This window comes from Kribbella sp. NPDC051137, assembly GCF_040682535.1.
GTDB classification, from domain to species: domain Bacteria; phylum Actinomycetota; class Actinomycetes; order Propionibacteriales; family Kribbellaceae; genus Kribbella; species Kribbella karoonensis.
On the sequence record NZ_JBFBBI010000002.1, the window covers coordinates 1533086 to 1545508 of the forward strand.

At 70.1% G+C, this 12423-nt stretch carries 12 protein-coding genes; 10 read left to right on the forward strand and 2 right to left on the reverse strand.

What is annotated here, in order from left to right; all coding sequences use genetic code 11:
• Window positions 1-24 precede the first annotated feature (24 nt).
• A complete protein-coding gene (locus AB0M51_RS14785) occupies window positions 25-960 on the reverse strand; it encodes an ROK family protein (protein ID WP_344187154.1) in 936 nt (311 codons plus the stop codon).
• A 129-nt stretch (window positions 961-1089) separates the two neighbouring features.
• On the opposite strand from AB0M51_RS14785, the gene AB0M51_RS14790 reads away from it, so the two are divergent.
• The 3 genes from AB0M51_RS14790 to AB0M51_RS14800 are packed head-to-tail and all read left to right on the forward strand — an operon-like array spanning window position 1090 to window position 3092.
• Complete coding sequence (locus AB0M51_RS14790; RefSeq protein ID WP_344187152.1) at window positions 1090-2268, forward strand: ROK family transcriptional regulator; 1179 nt, start codon at window positions 1090-1092, stop codon at window positions 2266-2268.
• A gap of 43 nt (window positions 2269-2311) precedes the next feature.
• The gene (locus AB0M51_RS14795) at window positions 2312-2671 is read left to right on the forward strand and encodes a VOC family protein (RefSeq protein ID WP_344187150.1); all 360 of its coding nucleotides are present in this window, start codon (window positions 2312-2314) and stop codon (window positions 2669-2671) included.
• A gap of 16 nt (window positions 2672-2687) precedes the next feature.
• The gene (locus tag AB0M51_RS14800; protein WP_344187148.1) at window positions 2688-3092 is read left to right on the forward strand and encodes a hypothetical protein; all 405 of its coding nucleotides are present in this window, start codon (window positions 2688-2690) and stop codon (window positions 3090-3092) included.
• Here the strand turns inward: AB0M51_RS14800 and AB0M51_RS14805 are convergent.
• Window positions 3089-3589 carry a helix-turn-helix domain-containing protein gene (locus AB0M51_RS14805; RefSeq protein WP_344187146.1) on the reverse strand — a complete coding sequence of 167 codons (501 nt, stop codon included), beginning with the start codon at window positions 3587-3589 and terminating at the stop codon, window positions 3089-3091. The two genes, AB0M51_RS14800 and AB0M51_RS14805, sit on opposite strands and share 4 nt — an antisense overlap.
• Window positions 3590-3643: 54 nt before the next feature.
• On the opposite strand from AB0M51_RS14805, the gene AB0M51_RS14810 reads away from it, so the two are divergent.
• From AB0M51_RS14810 to AB0M51_RS14840, 7 genes are all read left to right on the forward strand, one after another.
• Entirely contained in the window at window positions 3644-4102 is a 459-nt protein-coding gene (locus tag AB0M51_RS14810; protein ID WP_344187144.1) for a nuclear transport factor 2 family protein, read from the forward strand.
• A gap of 251 nt (window positions 4103-4353) precedes the next feature.
• Window positions 4354-5214 (forward strand): hypothetical protein, encoded by an 861-nt coding sequence (locus tag AB0M51_RS14815; protein WP_344187142.1) that lies wholly within the window; start codon window positions 4354-4356, stop codon window positions 5212-5214.
• A 126-nt stretch (window positions 5215-5340) separates the two neighbouring features.
• A complete protein-coding gene (locus AB0M51_RS14820; protein ID WP_344187140.1) occupies window positions 5341-7092 on the forward strand; it encodes an ABC transporter ATP-binding protein in 1752 nt (583 codons plus the stop codon).
• Window positions 7085-8869, forward strand: coding sequence for an ABC transporter ATP-binding protein (locus tag AB0M51_RS14825; protein ID WP_344187138.1), 1785 nt, complete (start codon window positions 7085-7087; stop codon window positions 8867-8869). The genes AB0M51_RS14820 and AB0M51_RS14825 overlap by 8 nt, the downstream gene beginning before the upstream one ends.
• 74 nt (window positions 8870-8943) lie before the next feature.
• A complete protein-coding gene (locus AB0M51_RS14830; RefSeq protein ID WP_344187136.1) occupies window positions 8944-9957 on the forward strand; it encodes a ferritin-like protein in 1014 nt (337 codons plus the stop codon).
• Between the two features lie 131 nt (window positions 9958-10088).
• Complete coding sequence (locus AB0M51_RS14835) at window positions 10089-11009, forward strand: ABC transporter ATP-binding protein (RefSeq protein WP_344187134.1); 921 nt, start codon at window positions 10089-10091, stop codon at window positions 11007-11009.
• Window positions 11009-12355 (forward strand): ABC transporter permease, encoded by a 1347-nt coding sequence (locus tag AB0M51_RS14840; RefSeq protein ID WP_344187132.1) that lies wholly within the window; start codon window positions 11009-11011, stop codon window positions 12353-12355. Before AB0M51_RS14835 ends, AB0M51_RS14840 begins: the two co-directional genes overlap by 1 nt.
• Window positions 12356-12423: the final 68 nt, after the last annotated feature.

The window sequence follows — 12423 nt, forward strand, 5'->3', positions numbered from 1 at the left end:
GCCTTTCGCTACTGGAAATCCAACTCATGCGAATGCTTCCGCACCGAGGACGACCCCCGCCGCCTCCACGCCGAGGGCGAGCGCTCCGATCAGCGGTGCGTCCGAAGGAAACCGGGCCACCGACAGCTCCGGCGGGAACGGGACGGCCGCGTCGAGGGCGCGCCGCAGGCCGGGTTCGAGCTGGTCCCAGGAGCGGACCAGGCCGCCGCCGACGACGATCCGGTCCGGATCGATCGCGATGGCCAGGTTGGCGAGATGCATCGCCAGCTCCCGGACGAACTCGTCGGTGAGGACGGCGGCGTCCGCTCGGGTCCGCGCCATCGTGAAGACGTCGGCGGCCGTGACCGGGCGGCCGAGCCGGGCGGACCCGGTGGTCTCGAGCGCCTGACCGCTGACGACGTGTTCCAGGATCGTGCGTTCGGCCTCGTCGACGTACACGTCGGCGGGGGAGCGCAGGTCGTAGCCGATCTCGCCGGAGGCGCCGTGCGCCCCGGTCAGAACGGTGCCACCGGCAACGATCGCGATCGCGAGACCGGTGCCGAGATTGAGGTAGAGCCCAGGGTCGGAGCCGGCCAGCGCGCCCCAGCGCAACTCGGCCTCGGCCGCCGCCTTGACGTCGGTCGCCAGCCGCACCGGTACGCCGGGGAACCCGTCGCGGATCAGCCGCCCGAACGGCAGCTCGCCCCAGCCCGGGAAGGTCGGCGCGAGTTCGACGCGGTCGTCGTACGGGATGCCCAGGGTGGCCGCGCCGACGCCGGCGAGCTCCTGGTCCGGCGCGACCTCGGCGAGCAGTTCCCGGGCCGCGGTCAGGCCGCGCGCCATCGCTTCGGCGGCGCCGCCGGACTCGACCTGGCTGTCGACGGTCGTCGCGCCCAGGCGGCGGCCGGACAGGTCGCCGACGGCCACGGCGATCTTCGTCCCGCCGAAGTCCAGCCCGACGACGACCGGTGTCGAAACCACGGGGTGGCACCTCCTCGCGCCGACCAATAGAATCGATTGGAAACTAACTTAACAATCACCGGGACCACAAGGGATCAACGGAACTTGTCGGCCTAGTTGCCGAGTTGTTAGCGAACGAGGGGGTCGAGCGTGACGGTCACCACCGGAGGGGCGCGCCCGCGGTTGATCCGCGAGATCAACGAGCAGGTACTGCTCGACCACATCCGGCGATCGGGCCCGATCTCGCGGACCGAGCTCGCCGGGCTGACCGGCCTGTCGAAGCCGACCGTCTCCGCGGCGCTGAGCTCGCTGGAGCGCGCCGGACTCGTGCACATGACCGGTCAGCGCACGGGGGTACCGGGACCGGCCGCCAGCCTGTACGAGGTACGTCCGGAGGCCGGCTTCGTACTCGGGCTCGACGTGGGGCGGGAGTATCTGCGCGGCGCGATCGCGGATCTCGCGGGGACCGTCCGGTCGCGGCGGAGCGTACGGACCAAGGCCGGCGACGCGATGGCGCGGATCCAGGAGCTCGTCGATCTGAGCGGGACGCTCGCCGCCGAGGCCGGGATCGAGACCGCGCAGCTCACGCAGACCGTGCTAGGCAGTCCTGGTGTGTACGACCCGCGGCTGGACGCGCTGACGTTGACCGGGCGGCTGTCCGGGTGGGACTCGCCGGCGACGCTGGCCGCACTGCGCGACCGGTTCGGCCCGACGTTGATGATCGAGAACGACGTGGACGCCGCCGCGATCGCGGAACGGGTGCACGGGCACGGCCGGGACGTCGACAGCTTCGCGTTCGTCAGCGTCGGTACGGGCATCGGCATGGGGCTGGTGCTGGACGGCAAGCTGCGGCACGGATCGCACGGCGTCGCAGGCGAGATCGGGTACCTGCCGTTCACCGAGGGATCCGGCAGTGACCAGCGGGACGCCCGCAAGCGCGGCGGGTTCGACGCGTCGGCGTCCGCGGCTGCCGTCGTACGGGCGGCTCGCCGGGCGGGGGTCCGCGGTGCGACGACGGCCGAGAAGGTGTTCGCGGCGGCTGCCCGGGGTGACGCGCTGGCCGCGGCGGTCGTCGCGGAGGAGGCGCTGCTGGTGGCGAAGGCGGTGTGCACGGTGATCACCGTCGTCGATCCGGACCTGGTCGTGCTCGGCGGCGGTATCGGTCAGGCGCCGGGCTTCCTCGAAGCGGTCAGCAAGCAGTTGCGGCAGCTCGCGCCGGTGATGCCCGAGGTGAAGGCGAGCGTGCTCGGCTCCGAGACCGTGGTGGCCGGTTGTATCGCGGCCGGCCTCGAGCGGGCCTGGCAGACTCTCGTCGGAAATTCGGCGTAGATCCGGACGTGAACCGTCCGCAACCCGCATTAGAGTCCGGGCCATGACTATCGCGATGTACCCGAGTTTCGTCCTCGACTGCCCGGACGCGGCCGCCCTCGGCACGTTCTACGGCGAACTGCTGGGCTGGAAGCTGAAGACCGACGACGGGTGGGCCGAGATCCGTCCCGAGGACGGCAGCAACTGCATCTGCTTCCAGCAGGTCGAGAACTACAAGGCACCGACCTGGCCGACCCAGGACGTGCCGCAGCAACTGCACCTCGACGTGATGGTGCGCGACCTGGACCAGGCCGAGTCCGAGGTACTGGCGATCGGCGCCACCAAGCCGGACCACCAGCCGGGGACGTCGTTCCGCGTCTTCCTCGACCCGGCCGGCCACCCGTTCTGCCTCTGCGTCGACTGACAAATAGAGTGAGGGGGTGACGAGCTGGCGGGACGAGCGGCGGCAGGCGGCGGCCGAGCATGCGGCGGCGCTGGAGCGGAAGAAGGCTGCCGAGACCGCGCAGGCGCGGAAGTTGCTGGCGGAGTTCGTCGCCCAGCTGCGGGAGCGGGGCGTCGAGCCCGAGCCGTTGCGTGCACAGGTCGTCGGGTCGAGCGCCAGCTACCGGACCACGCTGACCGGGTGGTACCTGCGCAAGAACCGGTCGCTGGCCGTGGACGTCGACGGGAACTTCTACATCCTCGGCGTACCGGCGAGCCTCAAGTCGCGCGTCGCCGGCGTACAGGTGCGGCCCTCCGACCCGCCGCTCGTCGTCGGGCAGGGCGCTCGGGACGGCGAGTCGATGCCGCTCGCCGAACTACTCCGCCTTCGGCTCGAGTCCTAGGGCATGTCTCCTAGCACCGACGCGATCAACGCCGTACCGGGCGCGGTCCGGCCGCCTGGACCCGGGGACGGTACGACGTCTTCCGTCGTGAGTTTGTCGCCGCACTCGGAGCAGCAGACGGCGGGCGTGGTGACCTTGCCGCACGTCGTGTGCGTGAAGCGGATCGGCTGGCCCGCCGGGGGAGTCGCCCAGCGGTCGCCCCAGGCGGTGAGGGCCATCAGGATCGGTACGAGTTCTCGTCCTGCCTCGGTCAGCTCGTAGCTGTAGCGGACCGGGTTCTGCTGGTACGGCGTCCGCCGGACCAGTCCGCCGTCGACAAGGGTGGCCAGCCGGTCGGTGAGCAGGTTGCGGGAGATGCCGAGGTCGGTCACGAACTGGTCGAAGCGGTTCAGGCCCAGGTAGAGGTCACGCAGCACCAAGGGTGTCCACCAGTCACCGATCAGCTCCAGGGACTGGGCGAGCGAGCAGTGCATCGAGGCGAAGCTGGTGTTCCGCATGGCGATCAGTGTAGTCAGTTGTGTTATTGAACTGACTACCTCTACCGTGGGTTCATGAGCCTTTATCACCGGATCGTTGCGCGCCAGGTGCGGACGGCGTTCGCACGGATCAGTGCGGGGGACTGGGAGGCGATGGTGGCCGGGATGGCGCCGTCGTTCACGTACCGGTTCTACGGAGAGCACGCGCTCGGCGGTGAGCGGCGTACCCACGAGGCGCTGCGGCGCTGGTGGGAGCGCTGCTTCCGGCTGCTGCCCGGGACGAAGTTCGACGTGCACGACGTGATCGTCAGCGGCTGGCCGTGGAACACGCAGGTAGCGACGGCGGTGACGGTGCACGTGAACGTGGTGGACGGATCGACGTACGAGAACGTCGTCCACCAGTTCCTGCGCATCCGTTGGGGCAAGATCACCGAGGTCCGCACGCTGGAGGACACCGCCGTGCTCGAGCGGACCCTCGACCGTCTGGCCGCGGCCGGCTACGAGGAGGCGCACGCGGAGCCGATCGTCGCCTGAGCGCCCGTGTGGGCCTCCGGCGACCGGACTCGGTCGCCCGATATCCGGGGAGGGGTCGAGGTCCGGGGAAGATCACGGTAAGGTCACGCGCCAGGCAGGAACGGGTGTGCCGCGACGATCGGGACGCCCGTGATCGGCCGCCGCGGATCGCGGGCTGTTGGACTGGGGCGCAGTACGGAGACCGGTGGTGACCTGCCGGCCGGACGGACCCCTGCCGCCCGGTACTCCTTCGTGCCCCGAGAGGTTGCCGTATGCCCGCCATCCGCTTCCACCTGTCCCGGTCCAAGATCGCCGTCGCCGCCGGCCTGCTCGGCCTGGTCGCGAGTCTCGTCGTCGCCGTCACCGCCGGCTCCGGCGGATCGCGCGCCGACGCCCAGACCTCGGCGCCGGCCCGGCATTTCATCGCGAATCTGAAAGGCGCGACGGCGCCGTACTCCCTCGGCTACAACCTGGCGGACAAGTCGTCGGTCTCCAGCCTGAGCCTGCTGCCGGCCGGTGTGCAGTCGGTGTTCTGGCTGGGGCAGAAGTGCCCGACGCCGGCCGACAGCACGTTCAAGGCCACGGTCGACGCGCTGGCCACGAACCCGAAGGTGTTCGCCTACTACCTGTCCGACGAGCCGCACATCGCGGACTGCCCGGGCGGCCCGGCCGCACTGCGGTCGCGGGCGGACTACATCCGGACCGCGAGCGGCGGCCGGCAGAAGTCGTTCATCGTGCTCAGCAAGATCGCGGACTACAAGCCGTTCGCGCCCGCCGCCAGCCATGTCGACCTGGTCGGGCTCGACCCGTACCCCTGCTCGATCGCGCATCCGCAGTGCGACCTGAGCAAGATCGGGGAGAAGGTCAGCGCGGCCACGGCCGCGGGGATCGCATCGGCGGCGATCGTGCCGGTGTACCAGGCGTTCGGCCAGGAGCGGACGGCCAGCCACTACTACAACCTGCCGACCGCGAGCCAGGAGCACGCGATCCTGATGGAGTGGAAGCGCCTGGTGCCGTCGCCGGTCATGGACTACACCTACGGCTGGGCCAACCAGAGCAGCGCGGCCCCGACCCTGGTGGACTCGTCAGCCCTGCAAAAGGTGTTCGCGACGTTCTTCGCGACCGGGAGCTGACAGCCGGATTGCGGTCACGGCCGGAAACTCGGATGCTTTTTGTCGGTGGGGCGCACTACGGTCAGTCGGGTGTTGACTCTGCTGCGGTACGGCGTTCGGGTTGCACCTGGAAGCACCCTTCTGACGATGGGTCTGGCTGTCTTCGGCTCGCTGCTGGGGATGGCGGTCACGTTGCTGACCGGCCGGGTCGTCGGGGCGGTTCCGGGTGTGGTCGACCGCGGCCCGGGGTCGATGCCGATCGGTGAGTTCAGCTGGTTGCTCGGCGGGCTGCTCGTGGTGTTCGTCGTCGACAGCCTGAAACCCGCCGTGCAGCAGGTCGCGTCGATGGTGATGGACGCCGGCCTGGTCCGCGCGATCGGCACCGGCATCACCGGGCCGCTGCTCGCTCCGCGGCGGATCGAGCACCTCGAGGACACCGAGGTGCTCGACGTCCAGGAGCGGGCGAAGGGCAAGGGCGGGTTCCACCTCGCGCAGGGGCTCGGCAACCTGCCCTGGCTGCTCGCCAGCCGGGTGACGCTGGTCGGGTCGGCGGTGATCGTCGGCTCGATGTTCGAGTGGTGGGTCGCCGCGATGCTGGTCGCGGTGACCTTGCTGCTGGAGTGGTACGGCGGCCGCCTGATCGAGCGCGAGATCGACGTCTGGTGGGGCAACACCCAGGAGCAGCGGCGCGCGCACTACGTCTTCGACCTCGGCATGCGCGACGCGCCGAAGGAGCTGCGCGTCTTCGGCCTGCACAACTGGCTCGTCGACCGGTATGTCCGCGAGTGGACCGCCGGCTACCGCCCGGTCTGGGCGCGCCGGCGGACCAACGCGAAGTGGTCGCTGCTGATCGGCGGCATCCACCTGATCGCGAACGGGGTCGCGATCCTCGCCGTCGGCCGGGCGGCGTACGACGGCACCCTGCCGCTCACCCAGGTCGCCACCACGCTGCCGGCGATTCTCGCGATCGGCCAGTCCAGCAACGGTTTCGGCGTGGTGCAGGTCCGTCGCGGACTCTCGGCGTACCGGGCGATGCGGGACCTGCCGGGCACGATCGCGACCCGGCATCCGGAGCCGGTGGTCACCTCGAAGCACCGGGTCGAGACGATGCCGGCCAGGGAGATCAGGTTCGAGAAGGTCGGCTTCCACTACCCGGGCTCGGGCAAGGCGGTGCTGCGGGACCTCGACCTCACGATCAACGCGCACGAGGCCCTCGCGCTGGTGGGGATCAACGGCGCCGGGAAGTCCACGCTGGTGAAGCTGCTCGGCGGCGCGTACAAACCGACCAGCGGGCGGATCCTGGTCGACGGCGTCGATCTCGCCGAGCTCGACCTGGCGGCCTGGCAGCGGCGGGTCGCGGCGATCGTCCAGGACTTCGTGCGGTTCCCGCTGAGCGTCACCGACAACGTCGTGTTCGGCGCGGTCGAGCGCGCGGGGGACGAGCTCACGCTGGCCCGGGTCGCGCGCGAGTCAGGGATCGACGACGTCGTCCGGCGGTTGCCGAAGGGCTGGGACACGATCCTGGACAAGACCTTCGACGGCGGTGTCGACCTGTCCGGCGGTGAATGGCAGCGGGTCGCGCTCGCCCGCGCGTTGTTCGCGGTCCACGCGGGCGCGGGCGTGCTGGTGCTGGACGAGCCGGCGGCGGCGCTCGACGTCCGGGCGGAGTCCGAGCTGGTCGAGCGGTACCTGGAGCTCACGTCGGGCGTCGCGTCGCTGATCATCTCGCACCGGTTCTCGGTGGTGCGGAACGCGGACCGGATCTGCGTGCTGTCCGACGGCCGGATCGTCGAGGACGGCACCCACGAGCAACTGCTCGCGCTGGACGGCGAGTACGCCGGGATGTTCCGGCTGCAGGCGGAGCGGTACGTGACCGGGCCGGAGGCCGTCGATGCCTAAGTCCGTGCGGATCCTCTGGCTGTGGATCACCACGTCGTTCCGGGCGGCGCCGTGGCTGATGACGATCTCGACCGTACTCGTCGCGGCTCGTGCGATCACCGCTCCGGCGCAGACGTACGGCGTCAGCCGGCTGGTGCAGGGGATCGCGTCGGAGCAGTCGGGCACGATCGCGCTCGGCGTCGCGATCATCGTCGGCGGCCTCGCGGTGTCGTTCCTCGCCGACGGTCTCGGTACGCCGCTGCAGGACACCGCCCAGGAGCGGATGGCGGGCCGTGTGCACGCCGACCTGCTGGACGTGACGACCGGCATCCCCGGGTTGTCGCACCACGAGCGCCCGGACGTGGCGGACCGGCTGGAGCTGGTCCGGGAACGCGCCTGGCGGATGGGCGTCGGCGCCGAGGTGCTGCTGTGGGCGTTCGCGACCGTGACCAACACGGTGACCGTGCTGACGCTGCTCGGCTCGGTGCATCCGGTGCTGCTCGTGCTGCCGCTGCTCGGCGGCGTGCGGATCTGGTCGGCGTACCTGAGCAGCACGCGGCAGCAGAAGGCGTGGGAGGACTCGATGCCGCAGGAGCGGCTGGTCGAGCGGCTGATCGAGGTCGCGAAGGACCCGCGGACCGGGCTCGAGGTGCGGGTTTTCGGGCTCGGGAAGGTCCTGCTGGACAAGATCTTCGCGTTGCAGACCGAGCGGTTCGAGCGTCGGGTGGCGGCCGCGCGCTGGGGCGGGAAGGTGGACGGCGCGGTCCGGCTGGTGTTCGGTCTGGCGTACGCCGCCGCGATCGTCTGGGTCGTCGCCCGGGCGCGCAACGGGTACGCCTCGGCGGGTGACGTCGTACTGGTGCTGCTGCTCGCGCCGCAGGTGGACCAGATGACCGGCGGTATCGCGCAGAACGTGTACTGGGTCGGCGAGGTGGTGCGGAGCTTCAGCCGCTACGACTGGCTGCGCGAGTACGCGAAGCAGAACGCGTGGCGTTCGAGCCGGACTCCGGCGCCGGTGCGGATCAGCGACGGGATCGAGCTGCGGGACGTCGGATTCTCGTATCCCGGCTCGGAGTCCGCGGTGCTGAGCGGGATCGATCTGAAGGTCCCGGCCGGGACGGCGGTCGCGTTGGTGGGGGAGAACGGTGCCGGTAAGACGACGTTGGTGAAGTTGCTGGCGCGGATGTACGACCCGACGTCGGGGCGGATCCTGGTCGACGGCGAGGACCTGGCGACGATCCAGCCGGACGCGTGGCGGTCGCAGCTGTCGGCGGGGTTCCAGGACTTCGTGAAGTTCGAGTTCACCGCCCGCGAGGTGGTCGGGATCGGCGACCTCGAGCGTGCCGGCGACGAGGACGCGGTCCTGGCGGCCGTCGCCCGGGGTGACGCCGAGTCGGTGGTCGCCGGGTTGCCGCGCGGGCTGGACTCCCAGCTGGGCAAGAAGTTCACCGACGGCGTCGAGCTGTCCGGTGGCCAGTGGCAGCGGCTGGCGCTGGCCCGGGCGTTCATGCGCGAGCGCCCGCTGCTCCTGCTGCTCGACGAGCCGACCGCGGCGCTCGACCCGGAGGCGGAGCACCGGCTCTACGAGCAGTACGCCGAGGCCGCGAAGATCGCCGCCGCCGAGACCGGCGGCATCACCGTGCTGGTGTCCCACCGGTTCTCGACCGTCCGGATGGCCGACCTGATCGTCGTCATGCACCGCGGCCGCGTCGAGGAGTTCGGCACCCACGAGGACCTCCTCACCGCCGGCGGCCGCTACGCCGAACTCTTCGAGCTCCAGGCCCGCGCCTACCGCTGACGATCTCGCAACTCCTCCTCGCCGGGCCTCCCGCGACTGGTCACAAACAGTCGGCGTGTCCTGTCTCAACGGGTATGACACAGCGGATCGACACTCTCGACAGTCTTCACCAGCACCTGCAATGGGCGATCGAACTCGAGCATTCGACGCTCCCCCCGTACCTCTGTGCGCTGTACTCACTCGACCCGGCGCGGAACCCGGACGCCGTCGAGGTGGTGAGCAGTGTCTTCGTGGAGGAGATGATCCATCTCTCGCTGGCCTGCAACCTGCTGAACGCCGTCGGCGGCGAGCCCCGGCTCGACGTGCCGGAGCAGCTTCCCGGGTATCCGCGCCAGTTGCCGCACGGATCCATGGAGCTGTCGCTGCTCCCGTTCGGGCCGGAGGCGCTGGAGATGTTCCTGCGGCTCGAGGAGCCCCAGGCACCGGGTGCGCCGGGGGAGAGCGACCACTACGAGACGATCGGCCAGTTCTACGACGCGATCGAGGACGGTCTGCGGTATCTGTGCGAGACGCTCGGCGAGGACAAGGTGTTCTCCGGCGACCCGGCCCGGCAGGTGGCGGCAGGGCCGTTCAGCCACACCGACGGCATGGTGAGCCCGGTCACCGACCTGAACTCCGCGCTGGCCGCGCTCGAGGAGATCGTCGAGCAGGGCGAGGGTACGGCGCGTGGCGAGGTCTGGGACGGCGACCACGACATCTTCCACCCGGACCGCGACGAGGTCGCGCACTACTACCGCTTCCAGGAGCTGAAGCTCGGCCGCCGCTACCGCCGCGGCGACACCCCGCAGTCCGGCCCGACCGGAGACGCGGTCACCGTGGACCTCGCCGGGGTGTCTCCGATGCAGGCCAATCCGCAGCGCTCGGACAACGAACAGATCCGCAAGGCGCAGGAGGAGTTCGACGCCACCTACTGCACGCTGCTGTTCCTGCTCGAGCAGACCTTCACCGGTGAGCCGTCGATGATCCGCGACGCGACCCGCGCGATGTTCGGCCTCAAGGCCGAGGCCCTGAAACTGATGCAGCTCAGCGAGGACGACCACACCACAGCCGGCCCCACCTTCCGGTACGTCGCTCCCGCCGACCGTTAACGCCTGAAGCTCAGAAGTGAGATGGAACTGAGAAGTAACTGAGAGGTTGACTGCAATCAGTTGCTGCTATTTCGCCAATAGTTAACTTTCGGTCTTCACGCGGCCGTACATCTCTTTCTAATGTATTCACCATGGACACTCCGCCCACTGTCCGTGCCCGCGGAATCACAAAGTACTTCGGGGAGGTGATCGCGCTCGACGGCGTCGACCTCGACGTCGCACCCGGTCAGCTGCACGGCCTGGTGGGACCCAACGGTGCCGGGAAGACCACCTTGCTGGGTCTGCTGCTCGGCCTCGCGGTTGCCGACAAGGGCACGCTGGAGATCCTCGGTACGCCGGTCGGCCGCGCGCTCGCCGTACCCGAAGGGGTTGCCGGTTTCGTCGACGGCCCCGGGCTGTACCCCTCGATGACCGCCCGGCAGAACCTGTCCGCACTGGCCGCGCTCCGCGGCGACGGCACGCTCCAGATCGACGACGTGCTCGAGCAGGTCGGCCTGACCGACGTGGCCGACGACCGGGTCCGCGGCTTCTCGCTGGGGATGCGCCAGCGCCTCGGTCTCGCGGCAGCGCTGCTGACGAAGCCCCGGCTGTTGATCCTCGACGAGCCGTCGAATGGGCTCGACCCGGCCGGCAAGAAGCACGTGTACGGCGTCCTGACCGAGCTGGCCGCGGACGGTACCGCGGTGATCCTGTCGAGCCACCGGATGGACGACGTCGAGGCGCTCTGCTCCGAGGTGACGATCCTGGCGGCCGGACGGGTCGCGTTCACCGGCCCGATCAGCAAGCTGGCGTCGGAGGACAGCGAGCTCGACTACCGCGTGCTCACGTCGAATCCGGTGATCGCGCGGCGCCTTGCCCGCGAGACGCCGGGCGTCCGCCTGCACGAGACCGACGACACCGACCTGCTGATCGTCTCCGCCCCGGTGCCCGCACTGGACGACTTCGTGAAGCGGCTCGTGCAGCAGGACGTCGCCGTACGGGAACTCGCACCGGTGGTGTCGCCGCTGGAAGCAGCCTTCCTCGCCCTCACTGAGCAGCAGGAGACCAACTGATGACAGCCACCGTGGCTGCCCCCGACACCCCTGGCGTACGCCGGGTCCCGATCACCCGCGGCTACCGCTTCGAGCTCGTCAAGCTGCTGTCGCAGTGGCGGGTCCGGGTGCTGATCGTCGCCTGCTGGCTCGCGCCCGCGGTGTTCGTCACCGTGGTCAGCCAACAGGCGTCGCTGCCGGTCGACACGCTGTTCGGCCGGATGATGCACGCGACCGGATGGGCCGGACCCCTGGTACTGCTGGGCTTCTCGGGCTCGTGGGCGCTGCCGCTGCTGACCTCGCTGGTCGCCGGTGACGTGTTCGCCTCCGAGGACCGGCTCGGCACCTGGCGGCACCTGCTGGTGGCCGTCCGCTCGCCGCGCCGGATCTTCGTCTCGAAGGCGCTGTCCAGCCTGAGCGTGATCGTCGTACTGGTGATCGGCCTGGTCGTGTCGAGCACGGTCAGCGGCCTGCTCGTGGTCGGCAACCGGGAGCTGATCGGCCTCGACGGCCACCTGCTGTCGCCGGGAGACGCGGCCGGCACGGTCCTGCTCGCCTGGCTGTGCGCGCTGGCGCCGACGCTGGCGCTGGCCGCGATCGGTCTGCTCGGTTCGGTCGCGATGGGCCGCTCGCCGATGGGGCTGCTGCTGCCGGCTGTCGTCGCACTCGCGATGCAGATCGTGCAGCAGTTGCCGATCCCGGTCGCGCTCCGGCTGGCACTGCCTGGCTACGCGTTCATCAGCTGGAACGGTCTCTTCACCGAGCCGGCGCAGAGCGGGCCGCTGCTGATCGGCGTGATCGTCAGCCTCGCCTGGGCCGTCGTCGCGACCGGCCTCGCGTACTACCTGTTCGTACGCCGCGACTTCACGAACCCGACGCACGACGGCTCCGGCCGCCTGGCGCTGACGGCCGGACTCCTGCCGCTCGTCGTCCTGCTCGGTGTCAGCACCGCGGCGATCGCCCCGATCGCCGGCTTCGGTTCGGGCATCGACCAGGACAAGGTGCAGCGCGCGGTCGCGGTCGAGTTCGCCCACCTGTACCGCCTGCAGACCAAGCAGCTGAACCGGGCCGATGTCACCGAGGCTCAGCTGCAGACCGCTGCCGAGTGCACGAAGGGCGGCGACCAGGTCGCCGCCCGCGGGCCCGGCAACGACTGGCGGTGCGTCGTCAGCTGGCACATCCCGGGGGTCGACGTGGCCGGCTCGGCGATCTACCAGCTCGACATCAACCCACTCGGTCGGTACGTGTCCGACGGGGACGGACCGAAAGAAGTGAACGGCTTCTTCCTGGTCCGCACTCCGTCCGGGGACGAACCGAACCCACTGTGGCAGTTCGACGGCAACATCGAGCTGCTACCTGTCAAGTAAGGCCAACCGAAGGGATCACTCCCATGCAGGTAACACGCCGCCGCAGGCGTGACGAAGTGGGCCCGTCC

Bases quoted from the DNA above. Each gene is read 5' to 3' on its own strand.
- AB0M51_RS14825 (WP_344187138.1), top strand. From the start codon at position 7,085: ATGCCTAAGTCCGTGCGGATCCTCTGGCTGTGGATCACCACGTCGTTC.
- AB0M51_RS14805 (WP_344187146.1), bottom strand. From the start codon at position 3,589: ATGCGGAACACCAGCTTCGCCTCGATGCACTGCTCGCTCGCCCAGTCC.
- AB0M51_RS14840 (WP_344187132.1), top strand. From the start codon at position 11,009: ATGACAGCCACCGTGGCTGCCCCCGACACCCCTGGCGTACGCCGGGTC.
- AB0M51_RS14815 (WP_344187142.1), top strand. From the start codon at position 4,354: ATGCCCGCCATCCGCTTCCACCTGTCCCGGTCCAAGATCGCCGTCGCC.
- AB0M51_RS14835 (WP_344187134.1), top strand. From the start codon at position 10,089: ATGGACACTCCGCCCACTGTCCGTGCCCGCGGAATCACAAAGTACTTC.
- AB0M51_RS14810 (WP_344187144.1), top strand. From the start codon at position 3,644: ATGAGCCTTTATCACCGGATCGTTGCGCGCCAGGTGCGGACGGCGTTC.
- AB0M51_RS14830 (WP_344187136.1), top strand. From the start codon at position 8,944: ATGACACAGCGGATCGACACTCTCGACAGTCTTCACCAGCACCTGCAA.
- AB0M51_RS14795 (WP_344187150.1), top strand. From the start codon at position 2,312: ATGACTATCGCGATGTACCCGAGTTTCGTCCTCGACTGCCCGGACGCG.
- AB0M51_RS14820 (WP_344187140.1), top strand. From the start codon at position 5,341: ATGGGTCTGGCTGTCTTCGGCTCGCTGCTGGGGATGGCGGTCACGTTG.